Consider the following 25,969-nt stretch of genomic DNA (forward strand, 5'->3'; position numbering starts at 1 on the left):
CGCTAGCCGCGCGGGGGGTGCAGGCGGTCCGTCGCCTCGGCCAGGAGCCGCTCAAGTACCGCGTGCCGGTCCAGGGCACGGCACAGCGCGTCGTCGTCGTGCCCACGGCGGGCGTCGTCGACGTCGTGGTGTGCCTTGCTCGTGGCGGCCGCGAGCTTGAACCAGGAGGCGCCCGCCACCTCGCGACGGACCTGCGCCTCGGTCTCCGGCTCGATCCGGTGGTGCTGATCGACGACCGTCATGTCCTCGACCCCCTTCGTCCAGTTCTCCGTTCCCATGCTGCTCGCGACCACCCACATCGGGTCGGCAGACACGCGCGAGCGCCACCCATCAAGAGCAACCAGATGCCCGTCACGTACATTCGGCTCCGAGCCCGAGTGTCCCGTCTTCACCCGTTCTGTCCCGGTTTCGCGGGCGTAAACTGGACGATCGGGCATCCACCCGGGAGTGCCCCGTGCGACGCGAGGGAGTCGTGCGATGAGGCGAGCATTCCTGTCGGTCCTCCTGCTGGTGAGCGTGTTCCTGCTCGTCCCGGCGTCGCCTGCCACGGCGGCTCCGTACTGCGGCCTCGTGTGGGGCTCGCTGGAGAAGACGGCTCCGGGCCTGTCTGCGGCACCGGTGGTGAACGTCCGCACCGGACGGCACTCCTGCTACGACCGGCTCGTGATCGACGTGGCCGGTGACGTCGGCGGGTACACGGTGGCCTACGTGCCCGTCGTGGTCCAGGACGGCTCCGGCCTCCCGATCCCGACCCGCGGAGGCGCGGCCCTGCAGATCACCGTGAACGACCCGTCCTACGACGCGAGCTACCAGGCGACGTACAGCCCCGCCAACCCGCTCGAGCTGCGCAACGTGACGGGCTACCGCACGTTCCGGCAGGTCGTGTACGCGGGGTCCTTCGAGGGCTACACGAGCCTCGGGCTCGGCGTCCGGGCGCGACTGCCGTTCCGGGTGTTCACGCTCGACGGCCCGGGCACGTCATCCCGCCTGGTGGTGGACGTCGCGCACCGCTGGTGATCAGGCCAGCAGCTCGCGCACGACCGCTGCGGTGGCCTCCGCGGGGATGCCGTGGTCGGCGCCCCCGGGGACCACGACGTGGCGGGCGTGCGGCAGCAGCGCGGCCAGCGCGGCGGCGGACTCCGGCAGGCCGGGCCACGTCTGCGCGCCGGTGATGACGACCGTCGGGACGTCGACCGCGCGCATCGCGGGCGTCGGCACGCCGAGCACCGAGGTGACGGTCGCGTCGTAGACGGTGCTCTGCGCGATCGCGACCAGCGACGCCCAGGCGGGCGAGCTGCGGAACTGCTCGACCACGCCCGGGGGGATGCCGACACCCTCGGTCTGGAACAGCGCGACGGCGTCGCCCGGCCGCCCGTCGGCGATCAGCGCCGTCAGCCGCGCCGGCAGGTCGGCCGGTCGCGCGGGCAGGGTGCCCAGCGCGAACGGCGCCTCGTAGAGCGCGAGGTGCGTGACAGGGACGCCGGCCGCGGCCGCCGCGAGCGCCAGGTTGCCGCCGGAGGAGAACCCGAACACCGCCGCGCTGCCGCCCGCGACGTCGATGACCGCGGCGAGGTCCTCGATCTCCCGCTCGATCGCGTACGGCGCGGTGTCGCCGCTGCGCCCGCGTGCGCGGCGGTCGTAGGTGACCACCGTGCGGTCGGGCTCCAGCAGCGCCGCGAGGTCGGCGCACGTGGTGTGGTCGTTGAACGCGCCCGTCGCGAACACGACGGCCGGGCCGGTCCCGGCGCGCACGTAGGCGATCGTGGTGCCGTCGGCGGAGGTGAGGGTCTGCATGGGGACTCCTGGGTGTGGTCGGGCTGCTCTCACCAAGGGGACGAAGAGTGCTGCCGCCGATGGACACGTCGCGCGATGCTGTCCATCGTGGCGCTCGCTGCTCGTCCAGGGGGAGGACCACCCGTCGACAGTCAGGAGCCGTCATGCAGTACCTGTTGCTCATCAGTGCCGACGAGGACCTCGCGGTGACCCGGATGCGCGACGGGGCGTTCGCCTCGTTCGACACCTGGATCGCCGACCTCGAGCAGCGCGGGGTGCTGCGCGCCCACGTCGGGCTGCACGAGAGCGCGACCGCGACGACCGTGCGGCTGCGCGACGGCGAGGTCCTGCTGACCGACGGCCCGTTCGCCGAGGGGCGCGAGCAGGTGGGCGGGCTCGCGGTCGTGGACTGCACCGACCTGGACGAGGCGGTGGCGATCGCGGCGGCGCACCCCGCGGCGGCGTTCGGGCAGGTGGAGGTCAGGCCGGTGCGGGTCTCGTGACCGATGACGTCGAGAGGGCGCTGGCGGACACGTTCGCGCAAGACTGGGGGCGCCTCGTCGCCACCCTGATCCGGCTCACGGGCGACTGGGACCTCGCCGAGGAGTGCACCCAGGACGCGTTCGCCGCCGCCCTGCGCACGTGGCGTCGCGACGGGATCCCCGACGTCCCGCGCGCCTGGCTCACGACGACCGCGCGGAACCGGGCGGTCGACCGGATCCGTCGCGAGCGCGTCGGCGCGGAGAAGGTGCGCTCGCTCGTCGTGCAGACCGACGAGCTCGACCTGGACGTGATGGACAGCGGGATCGCCGACGACCGGCTCCGGCTGCTGTTCACGTGCTGCCACCCCGCGCTGTCGCTGTCCTCGCGCGTCGAGCTGGCACTGCGGACCCTGTGCGGTCTGACGACGGCGGAGGTCGCCCGCCTGTTCGCGGTGTCCGAGGCGACGATGGCCAAGCGGCTGGTCCGGACCAAGCACAAGATCGCCGTGGCGGGCATCCCGTACCAGGTACCGTCCGCAGCGCGGCTTCCCGAGCGCACGCCCGCTGTGCTCGCGGTGCTCTACCTGATGTTCACCGAGGGCTACGCGGCGACGGCCGGGCCGCACCTGGTGCGGGTCGACCTGTGTCACGAGGCGATCGACCTGGCCCGGGCGCTGGCCGCACTGGTGCCGGACGACCCGGAGGTCGCGGGCGTGCTCGCGCTGATGCTGCTCCAGCACGCCCGGGCGTCGGCCCGCACGGACGTCGACGGCGTCCTCGTCCCGCTGGAGGAGCAGGATCGCGCCGCGTGGGACCGCGCCGCGATCGACGCGGGTCTGGCGCAGCTGCGCCGGGCGGTCCGTCGTGAGCGCGTCGGCCCGTACCAGCTGCAGGCGCTGATCGCGGCGTGCCACGCGACCGCGCCGACCTCCGCGGACACGGACTGGGTCAGGATCGTGAGTCTGTACGACGAGCTCGTGGCCGTCCTGCCGTCGGCCGCCGTGCAGGTGAACCGGGCGGTCGCGATCGGCATGGCTCGCGGGCCGCAGGCGGGTCTCGACGCACTGGACGGGACGCCCGACCACCCGCTGCGTCATGCTGTCCGCGCCGATCTGCTGCGTCGGCTCGGTCGCGCCGACGAGGCTGCGTCCGCCTACCGCGAGGCGCTCACGCGGACGGCCAACCAGGCCGAGCGGGCCTACCTCGAGCGCAGGTTGCGCGCCTGAGGCCTACTGTCGCCGGATGGGGCCGGTGCGTCGCATGCAGCAGGTGGAGGTGGTCGACGATGGCCATCTGATCTCCGCTGCGGACGGGCCGCGGGCCTCCGGACGCGCCCGCCGTTGGGTCGCCGTGCTGCTCGCCGTGACCCTCGCGCTCGTCGGTGCCCAGCTCGCCCTGGCCGCTCGCGACCGCGCCGTGTCCGCCCGGTTCGCGCAGCTCCCCGGTGCCCTTCCCCCGGTCGAGGCGGACGTGGGTGTGCTCTGGCGGGTCGACGACGCCGACCTGGCGGTGCTCACGGAGGGAGCCCAGGTCGCGGGGCTCGTCGTCGGGGTGCGCACCGGCCTCGACGGCGCGCAGGACGTGGTGGCGCTCGACCCGCGGACCGGGGCGGACCGGTGGACCACACCCCTGTCCGACGCGAACCCCGCGCGGGTGCAGCCCGGCGCGCCGGCGTCGGTCACCTCGTGCGCGCCGGTGCCCCCTGAGCCGTCCGGCCCCGAGCAGCCCGGGACGGAGCCGCTGGTCGCGTGCCTGGTGTCCGACGCCTCGCTGAGCATCGGTTCCCGCCGGCCGCCCGGGACGTCCCGGGTCGTCGTGGTCGACGCCGTGGACGGCCGGGTCGTCGCCGACCGGACGGCACCGCCTGCGGTCGCGTTCGCGGTGCTGCCCGGGCTCGTCGCGGTCGGCGCGCGTGCTCGGGACGGACACGCCGAGGTCACGGTGCAGGACCTGCTCACGGGCGAGGTCCGCTGGCACCGCAGGTCGCCCGAGCTGGACGTCTCGGGCTTCGACGTCGTGGCGGTAGGCGACCATCTGGTCGGCGTGGTCGAGGCGGACTCCCACGTGACGTTGCTCGCGGCCGACGGCACCGTGACGCGGGAGCGTCAGCGGTACGACCGGCTCTCCCGCGACGAGGCCTCCACCCGCCTCGAGATCCTGTCGGGAAACCTGGCGTTCCGGCCGGTCACGACGATCGTGCAGCCCGGCCGGGCTGACGTCCGGATCCGGGGCCGCCTGGTCCGCCGGGCCGTCGACGACGGCAGCCTGGCGGGCATCGAGCTGGTCGAGGGCTCCCCCATGCAGGCGCGGGACGCGGCGAGCGGCGACAAGCTGTGGCAGGCCGACCGGCACACCGGCGGCCCCGTCCTGGTCCTGCGCGGACTCGTCTACGGCACGAGCGTCAACATGCCCGGGGAGATCGTGGCCATCGACGGCCGGACCGGGTCGGTCGTCTGGTCGGCGGACCTCGGCGCGTACGACCAGCAGGCGCGCCTGATGACCGACGGCCGGGTCCTGCTGGTCGGGCTCGCGCCGGCGCAGGGCGCCGCGGAGGGTTCGCTCGTCGCGCTCTCCCTGGCGGATGGGCAGCGGCTGTGGCAGGTTCCGCTGCCGGACGGTCTCAGTGCGGTCTGGACGGAGGGGCACGTGCTCGTCGCCGGCGCGGGCAGTGAGCCCACACCGGCCGTGGTGCTCGGCAGCCCGTGATCCTCACCCGGTCTGCGGGTGCCGCCGTGCCGTGGCGGGGCTAGGGTCCGGCCATGTCGCGCGATGCGATGCAGCACGTCGAGCTCGACGAGGCGGACGTCCCCGTCCCCGCCCCGGAGCCTGTCGGCGGCCGCAGGAGCGTGTGGTGGTGGGTCGTCGGCACCGTTGTCGTCGTCGTCGCCGGGCTCGCCGTCACGCAGGTCGTGCTCGACGCGCGTGAGCGGGCAGCCGCCGAGCGGCTCGCGGCGACGCCGGGGGTCGTGCGGTCGGTCGGTGCCGACGTCGGCGTGCTGTGGCGGCCGGACCCGGCGGCGACGTCCGTGATCGCGCAGGGCATCGACGTCGACGGCGCGGTCCTCGGGCTGGCCGTGGCCGACGACGGGTCGCAGGCGTTCGTCTCCCTCGACCAGCGCACCGGCCGGCAGCGGTTCAGCACCCCGCTCCTGGGGCCCGACGCCGACCGGGTGCGGTCGCTGGACCGCACCGCGGCCGGCACGTGCGTCGCCGTGCCGACCGACGAGGGGTCGCCCGACCGGGCCGCGTGCCTGGTCAGCGACGGCTTCGTGCAGTACGGCGACGAGGGCGTCCAGACCCGCAAGCCCGCGACGACCACCCGGGTGGTCGTGCTCGACACGCGCGACGGGCACGTCGTCGCCGACACGTCCGCGCCGGGTGCCACCGCGCTCGCGGCGCTGCGCGGGCTGGCGGTGGTGGCCGTCCCGGGGCGGGACGCGCAGACGGAGGTGACCGGTCGGGACCTGCTCACGGGCGAGGTGCGCTGGCGGTTCAGCCCGCCGCTGCCCGGCGCCGACCGTCGCGTGTTCGCGGGCGAGGTGCGGCTGTTCGCCGTCGACGGCCTGATCGGCGTCACGATCCCCGGCTGGACCGCCACCGTGCTCTCGTCCTCCGGCGAGGTGCTACGCGCCAGCAGCCCAGGGGACGCCGACCACCTGCTCGACCCCGTCGCGGGCCGGCTCGTCCTGCTCTCGACCACCGGCTCCGGCAGCTTGCGCTCCACGCTGGTCGAGCGTGGCCGCGCGGACGTCGACCTCCCTGGCGAGGTCCTCCCGCTCACCGTCGACGACGGGAGCGTGCCGGACCTCGTCCTGACGTCCAGCGGGGACGTGCGCGGCTGGGACGCGGCCACGGGCGAGTCGCGCTGGAGGTCCGACGTCGTGGCGTCGGTGAATGCACTCCTCCTGGACGGACGGGTGTACGTGAGCACCCGGAACGGGGTGGCCGCGCTCGACGGTCGCACCGGCGACCTGCTGTGGCGGGCGAGCACGGGGGGGAGCGGCGTGCCCGGGTTCGTCGTCACCGACGGACGGCAGCTCGTCACGACCGAGCAGCCCGTCGGCGGTGGGAACATCAGCAACCTCGCAGCCTTCGCCCTGGACGACGGCCGCACCCTCTGGCGGGTCTCGTTCCCCGAGAACCTGTGGTCCAGCGCCGCCATCGGGCACCTGCTGATCGGGTGGGGCCGCGACGGCCGGCTCGTGGTGCTCGGATAAAATCCGGACATGGCGCGCGTCGGGGGGACGCAGGAGGTCGAGCTGGTCGAGGGCCCGGCCGAGCCGCTTCGCCCGGAGTCCGGCGTCCGCTCGCGGGCGCGGCGCTGGTGGTTTGTCGGCGGTGCGGTTGCCGCCATGCTGGTGCTCGCCGGCGTGCAGTGGGTGGTCGACGCGCGCGAGCGCGCGGCGGTGGAACGGCTCACGGCCGTGCCCGGGGCCCTCGATCCGCTCGGCGACGAGCTCGAGGTCGTGCGCAGGCTCGACGAGGAGGAGACCAGGTCGTTGTCGAGCTCGATCCCGGTGGCCGACCACACCTGGGCGGGCATCCGAGTCGGCGAGGACGGGTCGCAGGCCTTCGTCGCGACGGACCTCCACACCGGCGAGACGGTCTGGTCCACGCCGCTCCTCGGACCACACCCCGGTCGGGCGGCCGGCCGCGGCAAGAGCAGCGGCGGGGGGTGCCAGCCGGGCGCCGGGGATCCTCCGGCGGCAGCGACGTGGGCCGTGTGCACGGTCACCGACGGCTACGGCACGTCCTCGGCCGGGTTCGTGGAAAAGACCGTGCCCGCGACGACCACCCGGGTCGCGGTCCTCGACACGAGGGACGGGCACCTGATCGCCGAGTGGCCCATGGAGCACGACGCCTCGGTCAACGTGCTGCCGGGACTCGTGCTCGTCGGGCTCCGGCGCGACGGGGACATCGAGATCGTCGCGCACGACGCCCGCACCGGGGTCGAGCGCTGGCGGCACGATGACTCGCCCGCTCCGAACACGTCGGTGCCCGCCGCGTCCTGGTCCTTCGTCACCGCCGGCGACGTCGTCGCGTACGCCGACGGCGATGCGCTGACGGTGCTCTCCGCGAGCGGCGAGGTCGTCCGCACGGACCTGCAGGGTGCCAGGGGCGAGACCCTCTATACCGATCCCGGGACAGGTCTGCCGGCCCTGCCGTCGTCGTCGACCGACGGCGTGCACCTGACGGACACGACGACGCTCCTCGCGCGCGACGCCGACCCGGCCCGCGACCGCGAGCTGCTCGGACGCATCCTTCCGCTGACCGTCGACGACGGGAGCGTGCCCGGCCTCGTCCTGACGTCGCGCGACAAGCTGTACGCGTGGGACCTGGAGACCGGCCGGCCCAGGTGGGACCGCGATCTCAGCGTGGGGGACGACGCGCTCGTGGTGCGGGGCCGCGTCTTCCTGTGCGGGGCGCTCTCGATCATCGCGCTCGACGGCCGTACCGGGGACCCGCTGTGGGAGACCGATGCACCGTCCTGCTCGTACGCGGGCCTGGCGACCGACGGTCAGGACCTCCTGGTGAGCTCGATCACCACCGGAACCACCGGGCCGGGCGGTCTGACGGGGTACGACTTCGCGACCGGTGAGGTCACCAGACGGTTCGGGTTCCCTGACGGGATCGTCCAGCTCGGGACGAACCAGGGGCAGCTCCTGGGCTACTCCTGGACCTTCGAGGAGGTTGCCGTCCTGGACTGACCGGGCGAGTACAGTCCCGCCATGGCGCGCGGTCGCGACATGCAGGAGGTCGAGCTGCTCGACGGTGACGAGGACGTCACCGAGCAGCCCGTGCCGCCTGCGCGGAGCCGGCGGCGCCTGTGGTGGATCCCGGCCGGCGCCGTTGCGGTGGCGCTGTCGCTCATCGGCACGCAGCTGGTCCTCGACGCCCGCGAGAACGCGGCCGTCGCCCGGCTCGCCGCACTTCCCGGAGTCTTCCCACCGATCGGCGACGAGCTCGTCGTGGTGCGCGCGATCCCCCCGACGGATGCCTACAACTTCTGGGGAGCACTGGAGCTCGGCGGCACACGGACGGCCGGCCTCATGGTCGCGCCGGACGGGTCGCAGTCCCTCGACGCGGTCGACCTCCGCACCGGCGAGGCGTTCTGGTCCACCCCGCTGGTGGGCCCGAACGCGGATCGGGCGGTGTCGCGGGCAGACAGCTACGGCGGTACGTGCCAGGGCGACGGAGCGTGGGGAGAGCCGGCGACGGTCGCCGTGTGCCTCGCCACCGACGGGTTCGTCCGCTACGAGGACGGCGGGACGGAGGAGCGGTTCCCCGCGACCAGCAGCCGAGTGGTGGTCCTCGACCTCGACGACGGGCACGTGATCACCGAGTGGGTGGTCGAGGGCGATCCGCAGCTGGTCCTGGTCGGCGACCTCGCTGTGGTCGGATCCCGCGACGCGGAGCGTGGCGTCGTCGTCGTCGCGCACGACGTGCTGACCGGCGACGAGGAGTGGCGCTACGAGAAACCCGTCGGCGCCGGCGCTCACGGGCCGCCCGACCAGTACTGGGGGCTCATCACCGCCGGCGACGCCGTCGGGCTGGACGACGGCGACGGGCTCGTCCTGCTGTCATCGACCGGTTCCCTCATCCGCGACGACCTCCGGGCCGCTACCCGCGGGGGCTACTTCGCGACCGACCCTGTCACGGGGACGTTGGAGCTCACCTCCTACGCGGGCACCGGCAAGCGGACCACGACGCTGCTGGCCCGCGACGCGGACCCCGCCGATGACGTGGTGCTGCGGGGTGAGCCCGTGGAGATGACCGTCGACGACGGCAGCCTGCCGGGCGTGGTGCTGACCTCCCTGTCCCACGCGTACGCATGGGACAGGGAGACCGGCGAGCAGCTCTGGGAGGCCGACGTCCAGCCGAACTCCAACGCCCTCGTGGTCCGGGGGCGCGTCTACCTGACCACCTCGACCGAGATCCTCGCGCTCGACGGCCGCAGCGGCGAGGTCGTCTGGCGCACGCAGCTCCCGGCCTCCGGCGCCGGTGCGCTCGCCACCGACGGCCGCGACCTCTTGCTGCTGTCCACCGGGTACGACAGCGGCGAGGAGGGCGGCATGACCGGGTACGACCTGGCGACCGGCCACGAGACCCGGACGGTCCGGTACCCAGCGGGCGTCTCCGACGTCCAGATGCTCCACGGCCTGCTCGTCGGCTGGTCGTACACGACCGAGGAGCTCACCTTCCTCGAGTGATCGCGCCGGTCACCCCAGCGCGTCGATCGCCGCCATCTCCTCGTCCGTCAGCGTGAACCCGAGGTCGAGGTTGGCCGCGATCCGCTCGGGCGTCGTCGACTTCGGGATGACCACGACGTCGTGCTGGACGTGCCAGCGCAGCACCACCTGCGCGGGCGTCACGCCGTGGGCGTCCGCCGCGTCGGTCAGAGCCGCGGCGCCCAGGTCGGTGCGCTTCAGGGGGCTGTAGCCCTCGACGACGACGCCGCGCTCGCGGTGGGCCGCCAGCAGGTCCGGGTCGTGGTCGCGCGGGCTGTACGGGATCTGGTTCACGGCCGGCGCCTCGCCCGTGGCGGCGATGAGCTCGTCGAGCTGGGCGACCGAGTAGTTGGACACGCCGATCGACCGGACCAGGCCCTCGTCGCGCACCTCCCGGAACACCTGCCACGTCTCGGGGGAGGCCTGGCGTCCCGGCGGCCAGTGGATGAGCCACAGGTCCAGGTGGTCGGTGCCGAGGGCTGCGAGAGACTCCGTCAGCGTGCGGCGGGCACGGCCGGCGTGGTCCGGGGGGAGCTTGGTGGTGACGAAGACGTCGTCGCGGTCGATGCCGACCGTCGCCAGGGCGCGGCCGACCTCGGCCTCGTTGCCGTACCCGGTGGCGGTGTCGACGTGCCGGTAGCCCAGCTGCAGGGCCGCGCTGACGGCACGCTCGGCAGCACCGCCCTCCGACTGCCAGGTGCCGAGGCCGACGACGGGGATCTGCCCGCCGGGCAGGGTCAGGGTGGGGACCGGTGCGTTGATCATGAGGCTCAGTCTCGCCCGGCACCTCCCGCCGCGCGCGGCGATGTCGCTACGCTCCCCGAGTGGCCGTCGCCGACGTCGGCCGGCGTCGCGGCGCACTCCCGGCTGTGGCCTGGCCAAGGGTGCTCGGAGCCGCGGGCGTGCTGCTCGCCGTGCTCCTCGCCCTGTCCGCGCGCTACGGCCCGCACCGCGACGAGCTCTACTTCGTCGCCGCCGGTCGCCACCTCGCGTGGGGCTACGCCGACCAGCCTCCGCTGACCCCGCTGATCGCGCGTGCTGCTGACCTGCTCGCCCCGGGCTCGCTCGTCGCGCTGCACCTGCCCAGCGCGCTGGCGACCGCGGTCGTCGTCGTGCTCGCTGCGCTGACCGCCCGGGAGCTGGGCGGGGGGACCGGGGCGCAGCTGCTCACAGCCGTCGCCACCGGGACCGGCGTGGTCCTCGTGACGCTCGGGCACATCCTGTCGACGGCGACGATCGACACTCTGTTCTGGGTAGCCATCGTCTACGTGGTGCTGCGGACCCTCTCCCGGGAGACGCCCCGCGGGTGGCTCGTGGTCGGGCTGCTCACCGGGGTCGGGCTGCTGGACAAGCACCTGGTCGCGTTCCTGCTCGCGGGGATCGTCGTGGGCATCGCGCTGACCCCGCAGGTCCGGCACCACCTGCGCTCGCCGTGGGCCTGGGCGGGAGTGGGTCTGGCCGTGCTGCTCTGGCTGCCGAACCTCCTGTGGCAGGCGACGCACGGGTGGCCGCAGCTCGAGCTCGCCGCCGACATCCGCGACGAGTACTCCGGGGTCGGTCCGCGGCTGGAGTTCGTCGGCCTCCTGCTGGTGCAGTTCAGCCCGGTCGCCGCGGTGCTGTGGATCTACGGCCTCGTGCGGTTGCTGCGCGTCCCGACGCTGGTCCGGGCGAAGCCGCTGGCGTGGGCGTTCCTGGTGCTGGTGGCCGTGTTCCTGGTGACCGGCGGCAAGGCGTACTACGTCGTCGGCGCCGTGCCCGTGCTGCTGGCCGCGGGCGCGTGCGGGCTGGAAGAGCGCTGGTCTCGCCGAGGTCTCCTCGTCACCGGGGCGGTGCTCGCGCTGAGCGCGTTCGTCGCCTGGCCGGCCGCCCTCCCGGTGCTGCCCGAGCGGACGTTCGGTGCGTCCTTCTACCCGGAGATCAACGAGGACCAGGCGGAGATGATCGGCTGGCCCGCGCTCGTCGACACCGTGGGCCGTGCGGTGGCCGACAGCGGCGCGGCGCTCGTGGTCACCGCGAACTACGGCGAGGCCGGCGCGCTCGAGTGGTACGGGTCCGACGTGCCGGTGTTCAGCGGCCACAACGGGTACGCAGCCTGGGGGCCGCCGGCCTCCGACCTCGACGGCCCGGTGGTCCTCGTCGGGTACGAGGGTGCACCGGACTGGGCGGTCGGGTGCCGTGACGCGGGGCGGGTCGACAACGGCGTGGACGTCGACAACGAGGAGCAGGGCGGGCTCGTGCAGGTGTGCGACGGCCCGCGGGGATCGTGGGCCGACGTGTGGGACGAGGTCAGCCGCCTGGCTGCATGACCCGGGATGCGGGTGGAGGCGGGTTTTCTGCTGCCCGCGCAGCACGCCAGCGTCGTGTCGCGACGCACTTTTGCGCGCTATCACGTAAGTTCTTGCTTTGCGCGGATCGATCTTGTCCCGCATATGTCCAGAACGTACGGTGGGTCCGTCCACGCGACGCCGTGCCTCTCAGTCCCCCGGCGCCGTCCCGGCTGCGCAAGGAGGCGCTCCGTGAGGAACACAGTCAGCTGGTCACGCCGTCGAGCGGCACGCGCGCTCGCCCTCGTCCTCACGCTCGTGGTTGCCGGTTCCGTCGGCACGGGCGGTGCGGCATCGGCCCACGGTCGGCCCCCCGCCCCGGTGCCGACGCCCGTCACCCGCGCAGCGCTCGACCCGGCGCTGGTCAGCGGGCGCGGCGCGGCCGTCGGGTTCCTCGAGCAGGAGGCGGAGAGCGCGGTCACCGACGGCACGGTCATCGGCCCCGACCGGACCGCGTACACGCTCCCCGCGGAGGCGTCAGGACGGTCGGCGGTCCGGCTGGCGCCCGGGCAGCACGTCGAGTTCACGCTGCCCAGGGCCGCGAACGCCCTCACGGTCCGCTACTCGATCCCCGACTCCGCGACCGGTGGCGGCATCACCGCGCCGCTGGACGTCACTGTCAACGGAACCAGCAAGCGGACGATGACGCTGACGTCGCAGTACTCCTGGCTCTACAACCAGTACCCGTTCAGCAACGACCCGAACGCGGGACTGCTGCACCCCGACTGGTGGATCACGGAGTGCGGGTGCGTGCCCGCGTCGACGACCCCCACGCCGACGATCACGACGCCGTTCCGGCCCATGCACTTCTACGACGAGCAGCGACTGCTGCTCTCGAAGACCTACAGGGCCGGCTCCACGGTCCGCCTCACGGCCCCTGCTGGCACGAACGCCGCGTGGACCGTCATCGACCTGCTCGACTCCGAGCTCGTCGGCGCGCCGCACGTCCGGCTCAAGGCCGCCAACGTGGTGATGTTCGGCGCCGACCGGACCGGCACGAAGGACTCCGCGAACGCCTTCGACAAGGCCATCGCCTTCGCCCAGAAGAAGGACCTGCCGGTCTACGTGCCGCCCGGGACGTACCAGGTGAACCGGCACATCGTCGTGGACGACGTGACGATCGAAGGAGCCGGCAGCTGGTACACGATCATCCGCGGCACGGAGGTCGCTCTGTCGACTCCCGCCCCGGACGGCTCGGTCCACACCGGCGTCGGCTTCTACGGCAGGTCGGCGGCCGAGGGCGGTAGCCGGAACGTGCACCTGTCCGGGTTCGCCATCCGGGGTGACGTGCGCGAACGCATCGATACCGACCAGGTCAACGGCATCGGGGGAGCCCTGAGCGACTCGACCATCGACGGGCTCCACATCCAGCACACCAAGGTCGGCGTGTGGGTGGACGGTCCGATGGACAACCTCGTCGTGACGAACAGCTACCTCGTCGACCAGATCGCCGACGGGCTCAACTTCCACACCGGCGTCACCGACTCGGTCGCGTCGAACAACGTCGTGCGCAACACCGGCGACGACGGCCTGGCGATGTGGGCCGAGCACACGACCAACTCCGGCAACAGGTTCGAGAACAACACGGTCCAGACGCCGACGCTCGCCAACGGCATCGCGATCTACGGCGGCCACGACACGACGCTCGTCGGCAACCTCGTCGCCGACCCGATCCGCGAGGGGAGCGGTATCCAGGTCGGTTCGCGGTTCGGCGCCGAGCCCTTCACCGGCAGCCTGTGGATCACGGACAACACGACCGTCCGTGCAGGTACCTACGAGCTCAACTGGAACATCGGGCTCGGGGCGATCTGGTTCTACGCGCTGCAGGGGAACATCGACGCGGACATCCAGGTGGTCGGTGACCACTTCCTCGACAACACGTACAACGCGATCATGGTCGTCGCCGACTGGCCCGTGAAGGACCTCTACTCGGTCACGAACGTCCACTTCAAGGACCTCCGCGTGGACGGCACCGGCACCTCGGTGCTCAGCGCGCGCGCCGCCGGGTCCGCCACGTTCGAGAACGTGGACGCGCGCAACGTCGGTGCCGTGGGCATCAACAACTGCGGGTCGTTCAACTTCCCGCCCACCGGGTCCGAGTGGTCGTCGATCGACCTCGGCGGCAATGACGGCGGCGGCACCACCGGCCCGTGGTTCGGGTCATGGCAGCTGCCGAACACGATCACGTGCGACGACCGACCGCCGGTGGTCGCGCCGCCCGCGCCGTCGCCCTGGTGATCGGAGGACCACCGCCGGGGGTGCGGTGAGGGTGGGGCGGCGTCCCGGCTGGGTACCGGGCCGCCGCCCTTCCCGTGCGAGGGCGGCGTCGGGCTGGACGTCCTGGGCTCAGCGGCTCTCGAGCACCGCCCACCCGTGGGGCGCGACGACGGTCTGATCGCTCCGGGTCGTGTCGTCGCAGGCCACCGGCGTCCCGGCCGGCATCGCCAGGGGTGCGTCGCCCAGGTTCAGCGCGACGGTCAACGACTCGTCGTCCTCGCGCACCTCGTAGACGAACGTCGTGTTGGTGAGCTCGACCTGCGTGGTCCGCGCCCGGTGCAGCCACGGGTGGCGACGGCGCAGACCGATCAGCTCCTGGTGGAGCCGCAGGACGGGGTTGTCGTCGTCGCCCGGCCCGTCGAGGGCGAGCTCCGGCCGGACGGTGTCGTCGCCCCCCTCGCGCTCCTCCTTCACACCCGTGAACCCCAGCTCGTCGCCCGCGTAGACCGTCGGCGTGCCGCCCACCGTGCACAGCACCACGACAGCGTGCGCCCGGTGCCGGGGGTCCTCGATGGTGCTCGCGATGCGCGTGGTGTCGTGGTTGCCGACGAACGTCTGCGGCACGAACGACCCGAGGAACTCGTCGTGTCGCGTCAGCGACCAGGCCAGCTCCCACAGGTTGGCGTCGTTGATGGAGCTCCAGATCGCCTTCCACAGCTCGTACTGGGTGACCGAGTCGACCGTCGACTCCTGCACGAACGCGGGGTAGTCGCCGTGGATGACCTCCGCCACGAACCACGCGTCCGGGTGCTCGGCACGCACCCGCGGCAGGACCTGGGCCCAGAACGACGTCGGGACCGCGTACGCCGCGTCCAGCCGCCACCCGTCCGCACCGCGGTCCAGCCAGTGGGTCAGCACGCGCACCACGTAGTCCACGACGGACGGGTGCGAGTGGTCCAGCGTGACCAGGGCGTCGTGCCCCTCGAAGCCGACGAACCCACCGTCGTCGTCGCGCAGCAGCCACACCTCGTCGTCGGAGCGGCCCTCGAGCGCGTCGACCGACCGGCGGGCGATCGCCGAGTCCCGGCCGACGTGGTTGACGACCCCGTCCAGCAGCACCTTCAGCCCGCGGCCGTGCGCCTCCGCGACGAGCGCGTCGAAGTCGTCGTCGTCACCGAGGCGCGGGTCGATGCGCAGGTGGTCGACGGTGTCGTAGCCGTGCGTGGTGGACGCGAACACCGGGCCGAGCAGGATGCCGGACGTGCCCAGCGCGACGACGTGGTCGAGCCACGCGATCAGGCGGCGCAGGCGGTGCTCGTCGGGACCGGGCGGTTCGCCCGGGTACGCGCCGACCGCACCCAGCGGGTAGACGTGCCACCAGATCGCGTGTCGGACCCAGTCGGGCTCGGTCATCTGCTTCCTCGTCCCCGTCGTGGTTCGTCGTCGAGCGTAGGCCGTGGCCGTGGCGACCGCAGGTCACCGGTCGGGCCACATGCTGAACCACGCCCCGCCCTATCGCATCAGCTGTCCTCCGCCGGCGGCCCGAGGTGCGGGTACCGGCGCCGCAGCACCGGCGGCGCCGCCCACCACCACGACTCCGCGAGGTGCGCCCGCAGCGTCTCGACGTCCACGACGTCCATCGCGATCAGCACCAGGTTGGTGCCGGCGTGATGATCGGTGGTCGAGTACAGCGCCGGCTCCTGCTCCACCAGCGCCAGCCGCTCGCCGTCGTCCTCGACCCGGACCGTGAGCCGGCCTTCGTCCCACATCCGCGCCACCAGGTTCCGGTGGAACCACGCCGGCTGCCCCCAGCTCTGGCGCTCCGTCACCTCGGGCAGCGCGAGCGCCGCCCGGCGAGCGTCGTCGAGGTCCATCGGCCCATCCTGTCGGCAACCACCCACACGTGACCCGCGGACGCGGCTCCGGGGCGCCTGACTCTGCTGTCTCGCCGTGGCTAAGGAGTGGGTCGCCGAGGCCGCACGACGGTACGACCGACCACCGATCTTCGCCACTGACCAGCACAAACGCGACATCACGCAGTGCGCGGCGACGGGCCAGTCGTACACTTGTTCGATGGTCCGGGAGGTCGACTGGTCGAAGTGGCAGCGGACGCCACGCGGCTGGGTGCGGGTGCCTCCACCAGGCTGTCCCGTCGGTCACCGGTGGACGACGAGCGGGCCGGGCCGGCCGTCGGAGCGGTTCGTCACGTGCGGGTGCACCGTCGACCGGCACCACACGCTCTGGGTGTGCCCGACGTGCGGGATGCACTGCGCGGAGGGGTGCACGGACACGGCGCTCTGGGCGGGCACGACGGTGTCGTCGGGGATCATCGGCAGCCGCCGTGGGCTGGTGTGAGCGCGACGGTGGGTCGTGGAGCCAACGCGCAGCCGGAGGTGGTCATCTCGCCGGCGGACGCGCGGGCGGCGGTCATGGCGCGGTGCGTCGCGAGATAGTGGGTGCCATGGGGCGCCGGTCGGGCATCGTCGTGATGGCCGTCGCGCTGCTGTGCGCGTCCTGCGCGACGTCGCAGGCGAGCCGCGCCTCGACCGCCGCGCCGACCGCGACGGTGACCACCAGCCCGGCGCCGGTGACCGCCCCCGCGGTGCCGGACGTCGCGGACCCCCCGGTGGTCGCGCTGCCGCCGCCGGACTTCACGTCCACCATCTCCGAGATCACCCCGGACCTGGCCGCCCGGATGGAGCCGTCGTGGCGACCGGGGTGCCCGGTCCCGCTGGAGGACCTCCGCTACGTGACGGTCACCCATCGTGACTTCGCGGGGGAGAAGGTCCAGGGGGAGCTGGTGGTGCACGCCGACGCGGCCGAGGACGTGGTCACCGTGTTCCGCGCGCTGTTCGACGCGGGCTACCCGGTCCGGTCGATGCGGCTGGTCGACGACTTCGGTGCCAGCGACGACGCGTCGATGGATGCGGACAACACGTCGGCCTTCAACTGCCGGGCCATCACCGGCGGCACGGGCTGGTCGGAGCACGCGTACGGCCGGGCGATCGACGTCAACCCGGTGGAGAACCCGTACGTCCGGGGGTCGTCGGTGGCACCGGACGCCGGCCGGGAGTTCGCCGACCGCCCGGACAGCCCGGGCGTCATCCATGCCGACGACGATGTCGTCCGTGCGTTCGCCGCGGTCGGGTGGCTGTGGGGCGGTGACTGGGCGTCGCCGATCGACTACCAGCACTTCTCGGCGTCGGGACGCTGAGGCAGTCGCAAGCACAGCCGTCAGCCCAGCCGCGCGTCGACCTCCGCCATCCGCCGCTCGGCGATCAGCCGCACGGTCTCGGCACTCAGCGGCGACCGTGCGTCGAACTGCAGGGTGGCCCCGGACAGCTTCCCCTCGTCCAGCACACCGGCGAGCGACGTCGCCACGGGTGGGCTCATGAGGTGCAGGCTGCAGTGCGTCTTCGCGACGGACAGCGCGACGAGACCGGTCCCGCGGTACCGGATGGTCGGCACCTGGTAGGAGATGACCTGCTCGGCGTCGGGGACGACGTCGAGCAGACGGTCACGCACCAGGCGCAGCGCCGCGCCCTGCTCGGATGGGATGGCGTCGAGGTACTCCTCGACGGTGCTGGCCGGGTAGCCCTCGCGGACCATGGCTCCTCCTGAGGGATCTAGGGGCGGACGGGGACGGCGCTGACCTCGACGAAGTCGTCCACCCGCATGACGCGCAGGCCGACGCGGACGACCGTGGGGACGAGCCGTGCCCCCTCGTCCCCGTGCAGCCGCACCGGATGGCTCAGCGCGAGGACGCGTCCTCTCCGCACCATCCGGGCCTCGTCGTCGGCCTCGAGGTTGCGTAGCCACTGGACCTGCGTGCCGTAGGTCAGCGCGACGACGACGCCCCGTGCCGTGGTGAACGCGAAGACGGGCGTGCGGTAGCGGCGTCCGCTGGAGCGCCCGACGTGGTGGAGGGTGGCCAGCGGCCAGACTCGGTCGGAGATCGACCCCAGCACCGGGTTGGTCACCCGGCGGTTGAACCGCGCGACGCGCAGCGGGATCGGCATGCTCCTGACGCTAGTGCGGAGAGTAGGGCCACCGCACCAGGGAGTCGAGCGTATGGGCGTACCGCGCGGCATCGGTCTCGCCCAGCGGACCCCGAGTTGCATCCACAGCCCAGGCATGAGCACGGTGGAGACGTCCGATCGAGCCGCCCGCGAGGGTGGCGCCACCGGCAACCGAGAGGAGAGCCTCGTGCTCACCCTGACCGACACCGCCCGTACTGCCGTCCACACACTGACGACGAAGGCCGGCCTGCCCGACGAGACCGGGGGTCTGCGGATCGCGCAGCAGGACGCCGGCGGCTTCGAGCTCGCCCTCGTCCCGGAGCCGTTGCCCGGCGACGACGTGGTGACGGACGGCTCCACCCGCGTGTACGTGGACCCCGAGGCGTCTGTGACCCTGGCCGACCAGCGCCTGGACGTCGAGCCCGCCCCGGACGGCTCGATGTTCACGCTCAGCCCGCAGTAGACCCGCATTGCCCCGCAGTGCAGCCTGCACAGCCAGGCCCGCTCGGGCCGACGGCGACGGCGAGGACCCCTCCCCCTTCGAGGTCCTCGCCGTCGTCGTGTGGGGGAGGATGCACGACGACGGCCCGACGCGAGTGCGTCGGGCCGTCGTGTCGTGCAGAGCGTCAGGCGCCGCCGAGCAGCTGCTCGAACGACGGAACCGCGTCGTAGAGGCCCACGGGCGCCGACGGCTCCCGGTCGGCCACCATCTCGGCGAGCTCGCGGCCGGCACGTCGGATCCGTGCCGGGAGCGGGTTGACGTCGTCGCCGCCGCCGTCCGCCCAGTCGTCGGTGGCCGCGAACACGGCGGTACCGGCGACGTCCGCCCGCAGGTAGGCGAACAGCGGGCGCAGGGCGTACTCGAGCGCCAGCGAGTGCCGGCCGGTGCCACCGGTCGCCCCGACGAGCACGGGCCGCCCGACGAGGGCGTCCTTGTCGAGGATGTCGACGAACGACTTGAACAACCCCGAGTACGACGCGGAGAAGATCGGCGTGACGGCGATGACGCCGTCGGCGGCTGTGACCTTCTCGATGACGTCCTTGAGCGGGCCGGCGGGGAAGCCGGAGAGCGTCATGTTGACCACCTCGTGGGCGACGTCGCGCAGCTCGACGTGCTCGACCTGCGCGGTGATGCCGCGGGCGGCGAGCTCGGTGACGGTCGCGTCGGCGAGGCGGTCGGCCAGCAGGCGCGTCGACGAGGGCTGGGACAACCCGGCCGAGATGACGACGATCGAGCGGGTGCTCATCGTGGTCCTTTCCGAAGACCAAGGAGAGTGAGTCATCAGGACAGTGAGTCCTCGGCCCGGAGGCCGGTGAAGGTGTCGGTGGCGACCACCTGCTCATGCACGGTACCCGCAGCGCGGGCGGCGGCGACCCGCTCGGCGTGCGTCGGCGGGTTCGCCGGCACGTGCGCGGGACGCGCGGCCTCGGCCTCGGCGCGCAGCACCGGGACGACCTCGGTCGCGAGGATGTCGATCTGCTCCAGCACGGTCTTCAGCGGGAGACCCGCGTGGTCCATGAGGAACATCTGGCGCTGGTAGTGCCCGACCTGGTCGCGGAACTTCCCGTAGCGGTCGATGACCTGCTGCGGGCTGCCGACGGTCAGCGGGGTGTCGCGCACGAAGTCCTCCATTGCCGGTCCGTGCCCGTAGACGGGCGCGTTGTCGAAGTAGGGCCGGAACTGACGCACGGCGTCCTGCGAGTTCTTGTTCATGAACACCTGCCCGCCGAGCCCGACGATGGCCTGGTCGGCCTGCCCGTGCCCGTAGTGCTCGTAGCGCTCGCGGTAGAACTTCACCATCTGCGCGGCGTGCTCCAGCGGCCAGAAGATCGCGTTGTGCAGGAAGCCGTCACCGTAGTAGGCCGCCTGCTCGGCGATCTCGGGGCTGCGGATCGAGCCGTGCCACACGAACGGCGGGACGCCGTCGAGCGGGCGCGGGGTCGACGTGAAGCCCTGCAGCGGGGTGCGGAACTTGCCCTGCCAGTCCACGACGTCCTCCTCCCAGAGGCGGCGCAGCAGCGCGTAGTTCTCGATGGCCAGCGGGATGCCCTGACGGATGTCCTGGCCGAACCACGGGTAGACGGGGCCGGTGTTGCCGCGGCCCATCATGAGATCCATCCGGCCGTCGGAGATGACCTGGAGCATCGCGTACTCCTCGGCGAGCCGGACCGGGTCGTTGGTGGTGATCAGCGTGGTCGCGGTCGACAGGACGATGTTCTTCGTGGTGCCCGCGAGGTAGCCGAGCATCGTGGTGGGCGACGAGGGGACGAACGGCGGGTTGTGGTGCTCGCCGGTCGCGAAGACGTCCAGACCCGCCTCGTCCGCGTGCTGGGCGATGGTGAGCATGTTGCGCACCCGCTCCGTGTCGTCCGGCGTCCGGCCGGTCGTCGGGTCGGTGGTGACGTCGCCGACGGTGAAGATCCCGAACTGCATCTCGCGCCTCACTTGGTGAAGAGGGTTCATGCGTTTGCATGTACTTGCCGCTCAACAGGGCACCCCCGCTGCCTATTCCCCGACCCGGAGCCCCACAATCCGTACTTCTCGGTAACTTCGGACGGCCGGGATGTATCAGACAGGGCGGCCCCCGTCCCCTCCTGCCCGTGCGCCACCGATGGCGCAGGCCAAGGACAGAGCACGAGTGACCTCGTGCCGGACGACGAAGGACACCTCATGACCCTCCTCAGCTCGCCGATCGGCGCGGACTACCGTCCCGCGACGGCCGCAGCCCTCACCGCCCTCGCAAGCTCGGGCGTCCCTGTGCACCTCCCGGGCACCGAGGCGTACACCGCCCTCACCCGCACCAGCAACCTCACGAAGGCGATCCGCCCCGTCGCGGTCGTGCCCGTGCGGGACGCCGCGGACATCACGCGCACGGTGCGCGTCGCGGCCTCGGCCGGGCTGCGGGTCGCGGTCCAGAGCACGGGCCACGGCGCGACGGAGTCCATGCAGGACGCGATCCTGGTGAGCACCGCCGCCCTCGACGAGCTCACCGTGCACGCCGACGAACGCTGGGCACGCATCGGAGCCGGTGTGCGGTGGGCGGCCGTCCTGGAGGCATGTGCCCCGTCCGGGCTGGCTGCCCTGGCCGGCTCCTCGCCGGACGTCGGCGTCGTCGGCTACCTGACCGGGGGCGGGCTCGGCCCGGTCGCCCGCACCCACGGGCTCGCGTCCGACACCGTCCGTGCGTTCGAGGTCGTCACCGGGGACGGCGTCGCCCGCCGCGTCACCGCGTCGCACCACCCCGAGCTGTTCTGGGGCCTGCGCGGCGGCAAGGGGACGCTCGGCATCGTCACCGCCGTCGAGATCGACCTGGTCGAGCAGGCGGAGCTCTACGCCGGCGCCCTCTGGTTCACGGGTGCGGACGTCTCCGCCGTGGTCCGCACGTGGAGCCGGTGGTGCGAGGTGCTGCCCGAGGAGGGCACCACGTCGATCGCCATCATGCGCCTGCCCGACCTGCCGGCCTTCCCGGAGCCGCTGCGCGCCGCGACGTCGGTCGCCGTGCGGTTCGCGTGGACGGGTGACCCGAGCGTCGGCGAGGAGATGATCCGCGCGATCCGCTCCGTCGCGACGCCCGTGATCGACACCGTGCAGGTCATGCCGTACGCGGCCCTCGGCGACGTGCACAGCGACCCGATCGACCCGATGCCGCTGCACGAGCACCACAGCCTGCTCGACGCGTTCCCCCTGGAGGCCGCCGACCGGCTGCTCGAGCTGGTGGGTCCCGACGCGCAGTGCTCGCAGGCGATGGTGGAGGTCCGTCAGCTGGGCGGCAAGGTTCTCGACGACGGCGGGGTACCCAGCGCGTTCCCGTACCGCGACGCGGCATTCTCGCTCTTCACGATCGCGGTCCTGGTCCCGGAGGTCGCGCAGGTGGTCACCCGGGACACCGCCCGGGTGCACGACGGGCTGGCGCCCTGGATGCGGGAGGGAGGACTGCCCAACTTCACCGATGCCGCGGGTCCGCAGTGGGCGCAGCGGGTGCTGACGCCCGCCGTGGCACGACGCCTGCAGACGCTGTCGATGGTGTACGACCCCGACGCGGTGCTGCTCGCCGCCCGCGGCATCCGGTCCTGACCCCGCTGGACCGGTGCTACGGCTGCTCGGGTGTGGAGAAGAACGTCATCGACACCTCGGCGCTGTCGGTGAGCTGCGCCGACGTCGACCCGACCAGGGGGCTCAGCAGGGCCGCCACCGCGAACGCGACCGCGACCCCGAGGCGCACGAGGCCGCTGCGGTCCACCGACAGGAACGACCGCCGCCGGTCGGACCCGGGAGGCTCAGTCGAGGAGGAGCTCATCGACCCTCCTGTCTGTGGTGTCCGGGGGGTGGGTGACCGGGCTCTCGCGGCGTTCGCGTCGGGCGTCACCCATCGCGAGCAGCTCGAGCGTAGCCAGCGCGAGCAGGGGAGGCACGAGCATCACCGCGCGTCCCTGGGCGGATCCCGCCCACTGCAGCACCGAGCCCCACCCCTTGTGCACGGCCAGCTGGACCCCGCGGATGCGGCCGATCGGCGTCGCGTTCACGTCGGCGTGCTCGTTGGCGTCGCCCTTGGTCACGACGTACGACTTGGTCAGGGGTTCCCCGTCGGCACCGAGCTTCGGCACCATGTTGCCGGTCGCCTCGTCCTGCCGGAGGTCGGGCAGCTTGCGCAGCGCGACGATCCGGTGGGTGACCAGCTCGTCCGAGCCCATCGGCCAGAACGAGATGACCTGGCCGACCTTCAGGTCGGACTCGTCGGAGATCGCCCGGAGCACCACGGCGTCGCCCGCGTCGAACTTCGGTGCCATCGACCCCGACGTCACGATGAGGATCCGCTGCTGGTGCGCCTGGAACCACAGCGGGACCGCCAGGGACGTCGCGTACGCCGCTCCGCAGACGATGACGACGGTCCACAGCGCGGCGCCGAGGAGCCGGCGCCACGCCGGCCTCCGAGCACCGGAACGCCGCCGACCGAGCACGCGCGGCGCGCGTCGGTCGACGGCTGGGGCGTCTCGTCGCCCGTCCGACCAGGAGGTCATCAGGCTCAGGGGTTGTTGGCTGTCTGCTCGGCGTTGAAGATCAGGTCGAGGCGCACCCCGGCGTCCTGGAAGCCGTTGCCGGCGTCCCTGGGGAAGTCGACCCGGAAGCAGAGCCAGTCGACCGAGTCGTCGACGGCGAGATCACGGTCACCGTCGTCTGCACCCTCGGTGTTGTCGCCGACCAGCGGACTCGCCGTCGAGGGCCACGGTGAGGCCGTCGCCGGGGCGTTGAGCGGGGTGACGCCGGCGACGCCGGCTGCCGAGCAGCTCGCCTGTTCGACGGCGTACACGTTGAGCACGAGGACGGTGCTCAGGTCGGCGCGCACGGCCGGGGGGTCGAGGACGGGGTCAGGCAGCGGGTTGACCACCGGCGTCGCAAAGTAGGAGATCGAGTACCGCAGCGCGAGCGAACCGTTGCTCTTGACCTCCAGCGGGGCGAACGTCGAGCTGCCGGGAGCCAGGTTCTGCGGCGTGAAGGTGAACGCGTTGTCCCCGAGCGCCAGGTCGACGGTGCCGCTCTCGATGGTGGCGGACGTCGCGTCGTTGTCCGTGAAGATGGCCGACGTGGTCAGCGTCGTCGCGCCGACCGCCGCGAGACCGACGATCGCCACGGTGGTCCACAGCCGCCGTCGCCGGGCTGCGTCCCGGTGCACGGGCGCAGGGTCGATCATCTCTTGCAGCAGGTCGTCCATCATGCGGGAACCCCCAGTACTTGGAAACGACTACATCGGCGTCCCTCACGCCCGACTTGAGCCGAACGCACGATACTCACCCGTTCGTGTCATCGGTGCCCGATGACCTGGGAGGGCGCGCGCGGCGCGTCGTGGCCGGAGGCGGCGCGGCGACCGCGACACCGCCGCGAACCCGGTCGCGGCGCGGCCGCGGGACCGACGGCGTGAGCCGCAGGTCGTCCGCGGGAACAGCCTGCGAGTACAGGAAGCCCTGCGCCTGGTCGACGCCGAGCCGGCGCAGGATGACGGCTGTGGGCTCGTCCTCGACGCCCTCCGCGACCACCCGCAGGTCGAAGGAGTGCGCGAGGTCGACCATGGCCTGCACCACGACCTCGGACCCCTCGCGCCCGTCGACACCGAGGTCGGCGACGAACAGCCGGTCGATCTTCAGCTCGTCCACCGGTAGGTCCCGCAGCTGGGAGATCGACGTGTTCCCGATCCCGAAGTCGTCGATGGCCACCCGGATCCCCAGGGCGCCGAGCCGCTGCAGGACCGGCACCACGCGGGACGGGTCGGCGACCAGGGCGGTCTCCGTGATCTCGACCTCGAGCAGGTCTGCCGGTACGTCGTGCTCCTCCAGGAGGGACTCGATGAGGTCCACCACGGCCACCGTCGTGACGTCGTGGGCGGACAGGTTCACCGCGACGGGCGTCGCACGGCCCTCGGCGCGCCACGCCGCGAGCTGGGTCACGCACTCGGTGAGGGCGTACCGCGTGACGTCGTGGATGAGCCCTGACTGCTCCGCGAGCGGGATGAACGTGGTGGGCGGGAGCACCCCGCGGGTGGGGTGCACCCAGCGCATCAGCGCCTCGAGCCCCACGGTCGTGCCCGTCCCGAGCTCGATCTTCGGCTGGTAGTGCATCCGCAGCTCGTGCGCGGCGCCCGGCGCGGGGGTCAGCGCGCGGTGCAGGTCGCCCAGCAGCACCAGGCGCGCGGGCGACGAGTCGTCCTCGTCAGCGGAGTACACCGAGACGCCGGTGCGGTGGTGCTTGGCCGCGTACATCGCGACGTCCGCGGTGCGCATCAGCGACGACGGGTCGTCCGCGTGGTCGGGCAGGCACGCGACGCCGACCGAGGTGTCGACGTGCAGCGGAAGCTCGCCGAGCATGAACGGCGGGACGAACAGCCCACGCACGCGGCGGGCGAGCCGTTCCGCGTTCGCGACGGAGCGCACGTCCGGCAGCAGGATCGCGAACTCGTCGCCACCCAGCCGCGCCACGATGTCGTCGTCCCGCAGCGCGCCGCGCAGGCGTTCCGCGACCTGCTCGAGCAGCTCGTCCCCGCGATCGTGGCCGAGCGAGTCGTTGATGTCCTTGAACCGGTCGATGTCCAGAAGCATGAGCCCGACGCGGGAGCCGGTCTCCTCCGCCTCGAGGATGGTCCGGCGCATCCGCTCCGCGAGCATGCGCCGGTTGGGCAGTCCCGTGAGCGAGTCGAGGAGCGCGAGCCGGGCGTTCTCGAGGGCGGTGGCCTGCAAGCGGCGAGACGCCGTCCACACGGTCCGGAACAGCACCAGCCAGAGGGCCAGCAGACCGAGTGCCACGACGAGGGCCAGCGTGCGGACGGCCTCCGCGAGCGCGACGCCCGCGGCGGTGTGGTCGAGCATGACCTCGGCCGCGCCGATCACGTCGGTGCCCTCGCGTTCGGGGTCGGGGTCGACCACGTCGTCGGCGTGCACGGGCACGTACACGTCGAGGACCCGGAGCTCGGTGCCGCCGCCCGCGTCGGCGTCTGCGCCGCGGACGTCCGTGATCACGCGCGCGCTCGGCTCGCCGCCGGGGGTGGTGACCAGGTCGAGCCGGTCCCCGTCGGGGAACCCGGTCTCGGTGCGCTCGGCCGAGCTGTAGATCAGCGAGCCGTCGAGGGCCCAGAGCCGCAGCTCGACCAGACGTTCACCGAACCCCGAGGTCGCCCGCTCGACGGCGTCCCTCTGGGCCTGGTCGAGGGTGGCCGGCAGCACGAAGGAGTCAGTCGGCACGGTCGCCGTGGCGTACGTCGTCACCGTCTCGGCGGTCGCGATCCCGTCGCGCACCGACTGCTGGCTCATCACGCTCCACGTGAGCCAGACCAGTGCGCACCCGAGCACGATCATGGCGACGCTGCTGATGACCGCGAACGACCGGGTCAGCGGCCAGCGGCGGCGGACGGATCGTGGCACGTGGACCTCACGAGCTC

26 protein-coding genes are annotated in these 25,969 nt (G+C 72.7%); 12 read left to right on the forward strand and 14 right to left on the reverse strand.

Annotation, left to right across the window (positions count from 1 at the left end; translation table 11 throughout):
• Positions 1–2 precede the first annotated feature (2 nt).
• Positions 3–242: a hypothetical protein gene (locus ASG23_RS19845; protein WP_157465589.1), complete on the reverse strand. Its 240-nt coding sequence runs from the start codon at positions 240–242 to the stop codon at positions 3–5.
• A gap of 235 nt (positions 243–477) precedes the next feature.
• Between ASG23_RS19845 and ASG23_RS08070 the strand changes: the two genes are divergently transcribed.
• Entirely contained in the window at positions 478–1,017 is a 540-nt protein-coding gene (locus tag ASG23_RS08070) for an AMIN-like domain-containing (lipo)protein (protein ID WP_056022949.1), read from the forward strand.
• Here the strand turns inward: ASG23_RS08070 and ASG23_RS08075 are convergent, their stop codons facing one another.
• Entirely contained in the window at positions 1,018–1,794 is a 777-nt protein-coding gene (locus ASG23_RS08075; RefSeq protein ID WP_056022952.1) for an alpha/beta fold hydrolase, read from the reverse strand.
• 143 nt (positions 1,795–1,937) lie between these two features.
• Between ASG23_RS08075 and ASG23_RS08080 the strand changes: the two genes are divergently transcribed.
• Genes ASG23_RS08080 through ASG23_RS08105 form a run of 6 tightly spaced genes read left to right on the forward strand, consistent with a single transcriptional unit; the run spans position 1,938 to position 9,466 of the window.
• Positions 1,938–2,276, forward strand: coding sequence for a YciI family protein (locus ASG23_RS08080; RefSeq protein ID WP_056022955.1), 339 nt, complete (start codon positions 1,938–1,940; stop codon positions 2,274–2,276).
• On the forward strand, positions 2,273–3,481 hold the full coding sequence (locus ASG23_RS08085) for an RNA polymerase sigma factor (protein ID WP_056022958.1): 1,209 nt from the start codon (positions 2,273–2,275) through the stop codon (positions 3,479–3,481). The genes ASG23_RS08080 and ASG23_RS08085 overlap by 4 nt, the downstream gene beginning before the upstream one ends.
• 34 nt (positions 3,482–3,515) lie before the next feature.
• Positions 3,516–4,961 (forward strand): outer membrane protein assembly factor BamB family protein, encoded by a 1,446-nt coding sequence (locus ASG23_RS08090; protein ID WP_162242679.1) that lies wholly within the window; start codon positions 3,516–3,518, stop codon positions 4,959–4,961.
• A gap of 53 nt (positions 4,962–5,014) precedes the next feature.
• A complete protein-coding gene (locus ASG23_RS08095) occupies positions 5,015–6,472 on the forward strand; it encodes an outer membrane protein assembly factor BamB family protein (RefSeq protein WP_056022962.1) in 1,458 nt (485 codons plus the stop codon).
• A gap of 9 nt (positions 6,473–6,481) precedes the next feature.
• Positions 6,482–7,963 carry an outer membrane protein assembly factor BamB family protein gene (locus ASG23_RS08100; RefSeq protein WP_056022965.1) on the forward strand — a complete coding sequence of 494 codons (1,482 nt, stop codon included), beginning with the start codon at positions 6,482–6,484 and terminating at the stop codon, positions 7,961–7,963.
• 21 nt (positions 7,964–7,984) lie between these two features.
• Positions 7,985–9,466: an outer membrane protein assembly factor BamB family protein gene (locus ASG23_RS08105; RefSeq protein WP_056022968.1), complete on the forward strand. Its 1,482-nt coding sequence runs from the start codon at positions 7,985–7,987 to the stop codon at positions 9,464–9,466.
• A gap of 9 nt (positions 9,467–9,475) precedes the next feature.
• On the opposite strand, the gene ASG23_RS08110 is transcribed toward ASG23_RS08105, so the two are convergent.
• Positions 9,476–10,249: an aldo/keto reductase gene (locus tag ASG23_RS08110; RefSeq protein ID WP_200941547.1), complete on the reverse strand. Its 774-nt coding sequence runs from the start codon at positions 10,247–10,249 to the stop codon at positions 9,476–9,478.
• A gap of 59 nt (positions 10,250–10,308) precedes the next feature.
• On the opposite strand from ASG23_RS08110, the gene ASG23_RS08115 reads away from it, so the two are divergent.
• Together ASG23_RS08115 and ASG23_RS08120 are read left to right on the forward strand one after the other, a co-directional pair.
• Positions 10,309–11,790: an ArnT family glycosyltransferase gene (locus tag ASG23_RS08115; RefSeq protein WP_056022971.1), complete on the forward strand. Its 1,482-nt coding sequence runs from the start codon at positions 10,309–10,311 to the stop codon at positions 11,788–11,790.
• A 210-nt stretch (positions 11,791–12,000) separates the two neighbouring features.
• On the forward strand, positions 12,001–14,046 hold the full coding sequence (locus ASG23_RS08120; RefSeq protein WP_157465590.1) for a glycosyl hydrolase family 28-related protein: 2,046 nt from the start codon (positions 12,001–12,003) through the stop codon (positions 14,044–14,046).
• 108 nt (positions 14,047–14,154) lie between these two features.
• Here the strand turns inward: ASG23_RS08120 and ASG23_RS08125 are convergent, their stop codons facing one another.
• The 3 genes from ASG23_RS08125 to ASG23_RS19850 all read right to left on the reverse strand — a co-directional run bounded on the left by ASG23_RS08125 (position 14,155) and on the right by ASG23_RS19850 (position 16,355).
• The gene (locus tag ASG23_RS08125; protein ID WP_056022974.1) at positions 14,155–15,438 is read right to left on the reverse strand and encodes an alpha-amylase family glycosyl hydrolase; all 1,284 of its coding nucleotides are present in this window, start codon (positions 15,436–15,438) and stop codon (positions 14,155–14,157) included.
• A gap of 107 nt (positions 15,439–15,545) precedes the next feature.
• On the reverse strand, positions 15,546–15,899 hold the full coding sequence (locus ASG23_RS08130) for an MmcQ/YjbR family DNA-binding protein (RefSeq protein WP_056022977.1): 354 nt from the start codon (positions 15,897–15,899) through the stop codon (positions 15,546–15,548).
• A 282-nt stretch (positions 15,900–16,181) separates the two neighbouring features.
• Positions 16,182–16,355, reverse strand: a complete 174-nt coding sequence (locus ASG23_RS19850) for a hypothetical protein (protein WP_157465591.1) — start codon at positions 16,353–16,355, stop codon at positions 16,182–16,184.
• Between the two features lie 131 nt (positions 16,356–16,486).
• Here ASG23_RS19850 and ASG23_RS08135 point away from each other — a divergent pair, with 131 nt between their 5' ends.
• On the forward strand, positions 16,487–17,239 hold the full coding sequence (locus tag ASG23_RS08135) for a M15 family metallopeptidase (RefSeq protein WP_235520965.1): 753 nt from the start codon (positions 16,487–16,489) through the stop codon (positions 17,237–17,239).
• A 20-nt stretch (positions 17,240–17,259) separates the two neighbouring features.
• Here the strand turns inward: ASG23_RS08135 and ASG23_RS08140 are convergent, their stop codons facing one another.
• Both ASG23_RS08140 and ASG23_RS08145 read right to left on the reverse strand, forming a co-directional pair.
• The gene (locus ASG23_RS08140; RefSeq protein WP_056022980.1) at positions 17,260–17,634 is read right to left on the reverse strand and encodes an iron chaperone; all 375 of its coding nucleotides are present in this window, start codon (positions 17,632–17,634) and stop codon (positions 17,260–17,262) included.
• A 17-nt stretch (positions 17,635–17,651) separates the two neighbouring features.
• On the reverse strand, positions 17,652–18,044 hold the full coding sequence (locus ASG23_RS08145) for a nitroreductase family deazaflavin-dependent oxidoreductase (protein ID WP_056022983.1): 393 nt from the start codon (positions 18,042–18,044) through the stop codon (positions 17,652–17,654).
• Positions 18,045–18,159: 115 nt separating this feature from the next.
• On the opposite strand from ASG23_RS08145, the gene ASG23_RS08150 reads away from it, so the two are divergent.
• Complete coding sequence (locus tag ASG23_RS08150; RefSeq protein ID WP_327019465.1) at positions 18,160–18,507, forward strand: adhesin; 348 nt, start codon at positions 18,160–18,162, stop codon at positions 18,505–18,507.
• Between the two features lie 163 nt (positions 18,508–18,670).
• On the opposite strand, the gene ASG23_RS08155 is transcribed toward ASG23_RS08150, so the two are convergent.
• Entirely contained in the window at positions 18,671–19,291 is a 621-nt protein-coding gene (locus tag ASG23_RS08155; RefSeq protein WP_056022986.1) for a CE1759 family FMN reductase, read from the reverse strand.
• Between the two features lie 35 nt (positions 19,292–19,326).
• Entirely contained in the window at positions 19,327–20,478 is a 1,152-nt protein-coding gene (locus ASG23_RS08160; protein ID WP_056022989.1) for an LLM class flavin-dependent oxidoreductase, read from the reverse strand.
• Between the two features lie 237 nt (positions 20,479–20,715).
• Between ASG23_RS08160 and ASG23_RS08165 the strand changes: the two genes are divergently transcribed.
• Positions 20,716–22,119: an FAD-binding oxidoreductase gene (locus ASG23_RS08165; RefSeq protein WP_056024407.1), complete on the forward strand. Its 1,404-nt coding sequence runs from the start codon at positions 20,716–20,718 to the stop codon at positions 22,117–22,119.
• Between the two features lie 16 nt (positions 22,120–22,135).
• Here ASG23_RS08165 and ASG23_RS08170 read toward each other — a convergent pair whose 3' ends face one another.
• The 4 genes from ASG23_RS08170 to ASG23_RS08185 all read right to left on the reverse strand — a co-directional run bounded on the left by ASG23_RS08170 (position 22,136) and on the right by ASG23_RS08185 (position 25,952).
• Positions 22,136–22,342, reverse strand: a complete 207-nt coding sequence (locus ASG23_RS08170; protein WP_056022992.1) for a hypothetical protein — start codon at positions 22,340–22,342, stop codon at positions 22,136–22,138.
• Positions 22,323–23,063 (reverse strand): signal peptidase I, encoded by a 741-nt coding sequence (locus ASG23_RS08175; protein ID WP_082515993.1) that lies wholly within the window; start codon positions 23,061–23,063, stop codon positions 22,323–22,325. The genes ASG23_RS08170 and ASG23_RS08175 overlap by 20 nt, the downstream gene beginning before the upstream one ends.
• A gap of 5 nt (positions 23,064–23,068) precedes the next feature.
• On the reverse strand, positions 23,069–23,758 hold the full coding sequence (locus ASG23_RS08180; RefSeq protein ID WP_056022995.1) for a hypothetical protein: 690 nt from the start codon (positions 23,756–23,758) through the stop codon (positions 23,069–23,071).
• A 73-nt stretch (positions 23,759–23,831) separates the two neighbouring features.
• Positions 23,832–25,952: a putative bifunctional diguanylate cyclase/phosphodiesterase gene (locus tag ASG23_RS08185; protein WP_235520967.1), complete on the reverse strand. Its 2,121-nt coding sequence runs from the start codon at positions 25,950–25,952 to the stop codon at positions 23,832–23,834.
• Positions 25,953–25,969 lie beyond the last annotated feature (17 nt).

The organism is Cellulomonas sp. Leaf395 (assembly GCF_001424125.1).
GTDB lineage: Bacteria > Actinomycetota > Actinomycetes > Actinomycetales > Cellulomonadaceae > Cellulomonas.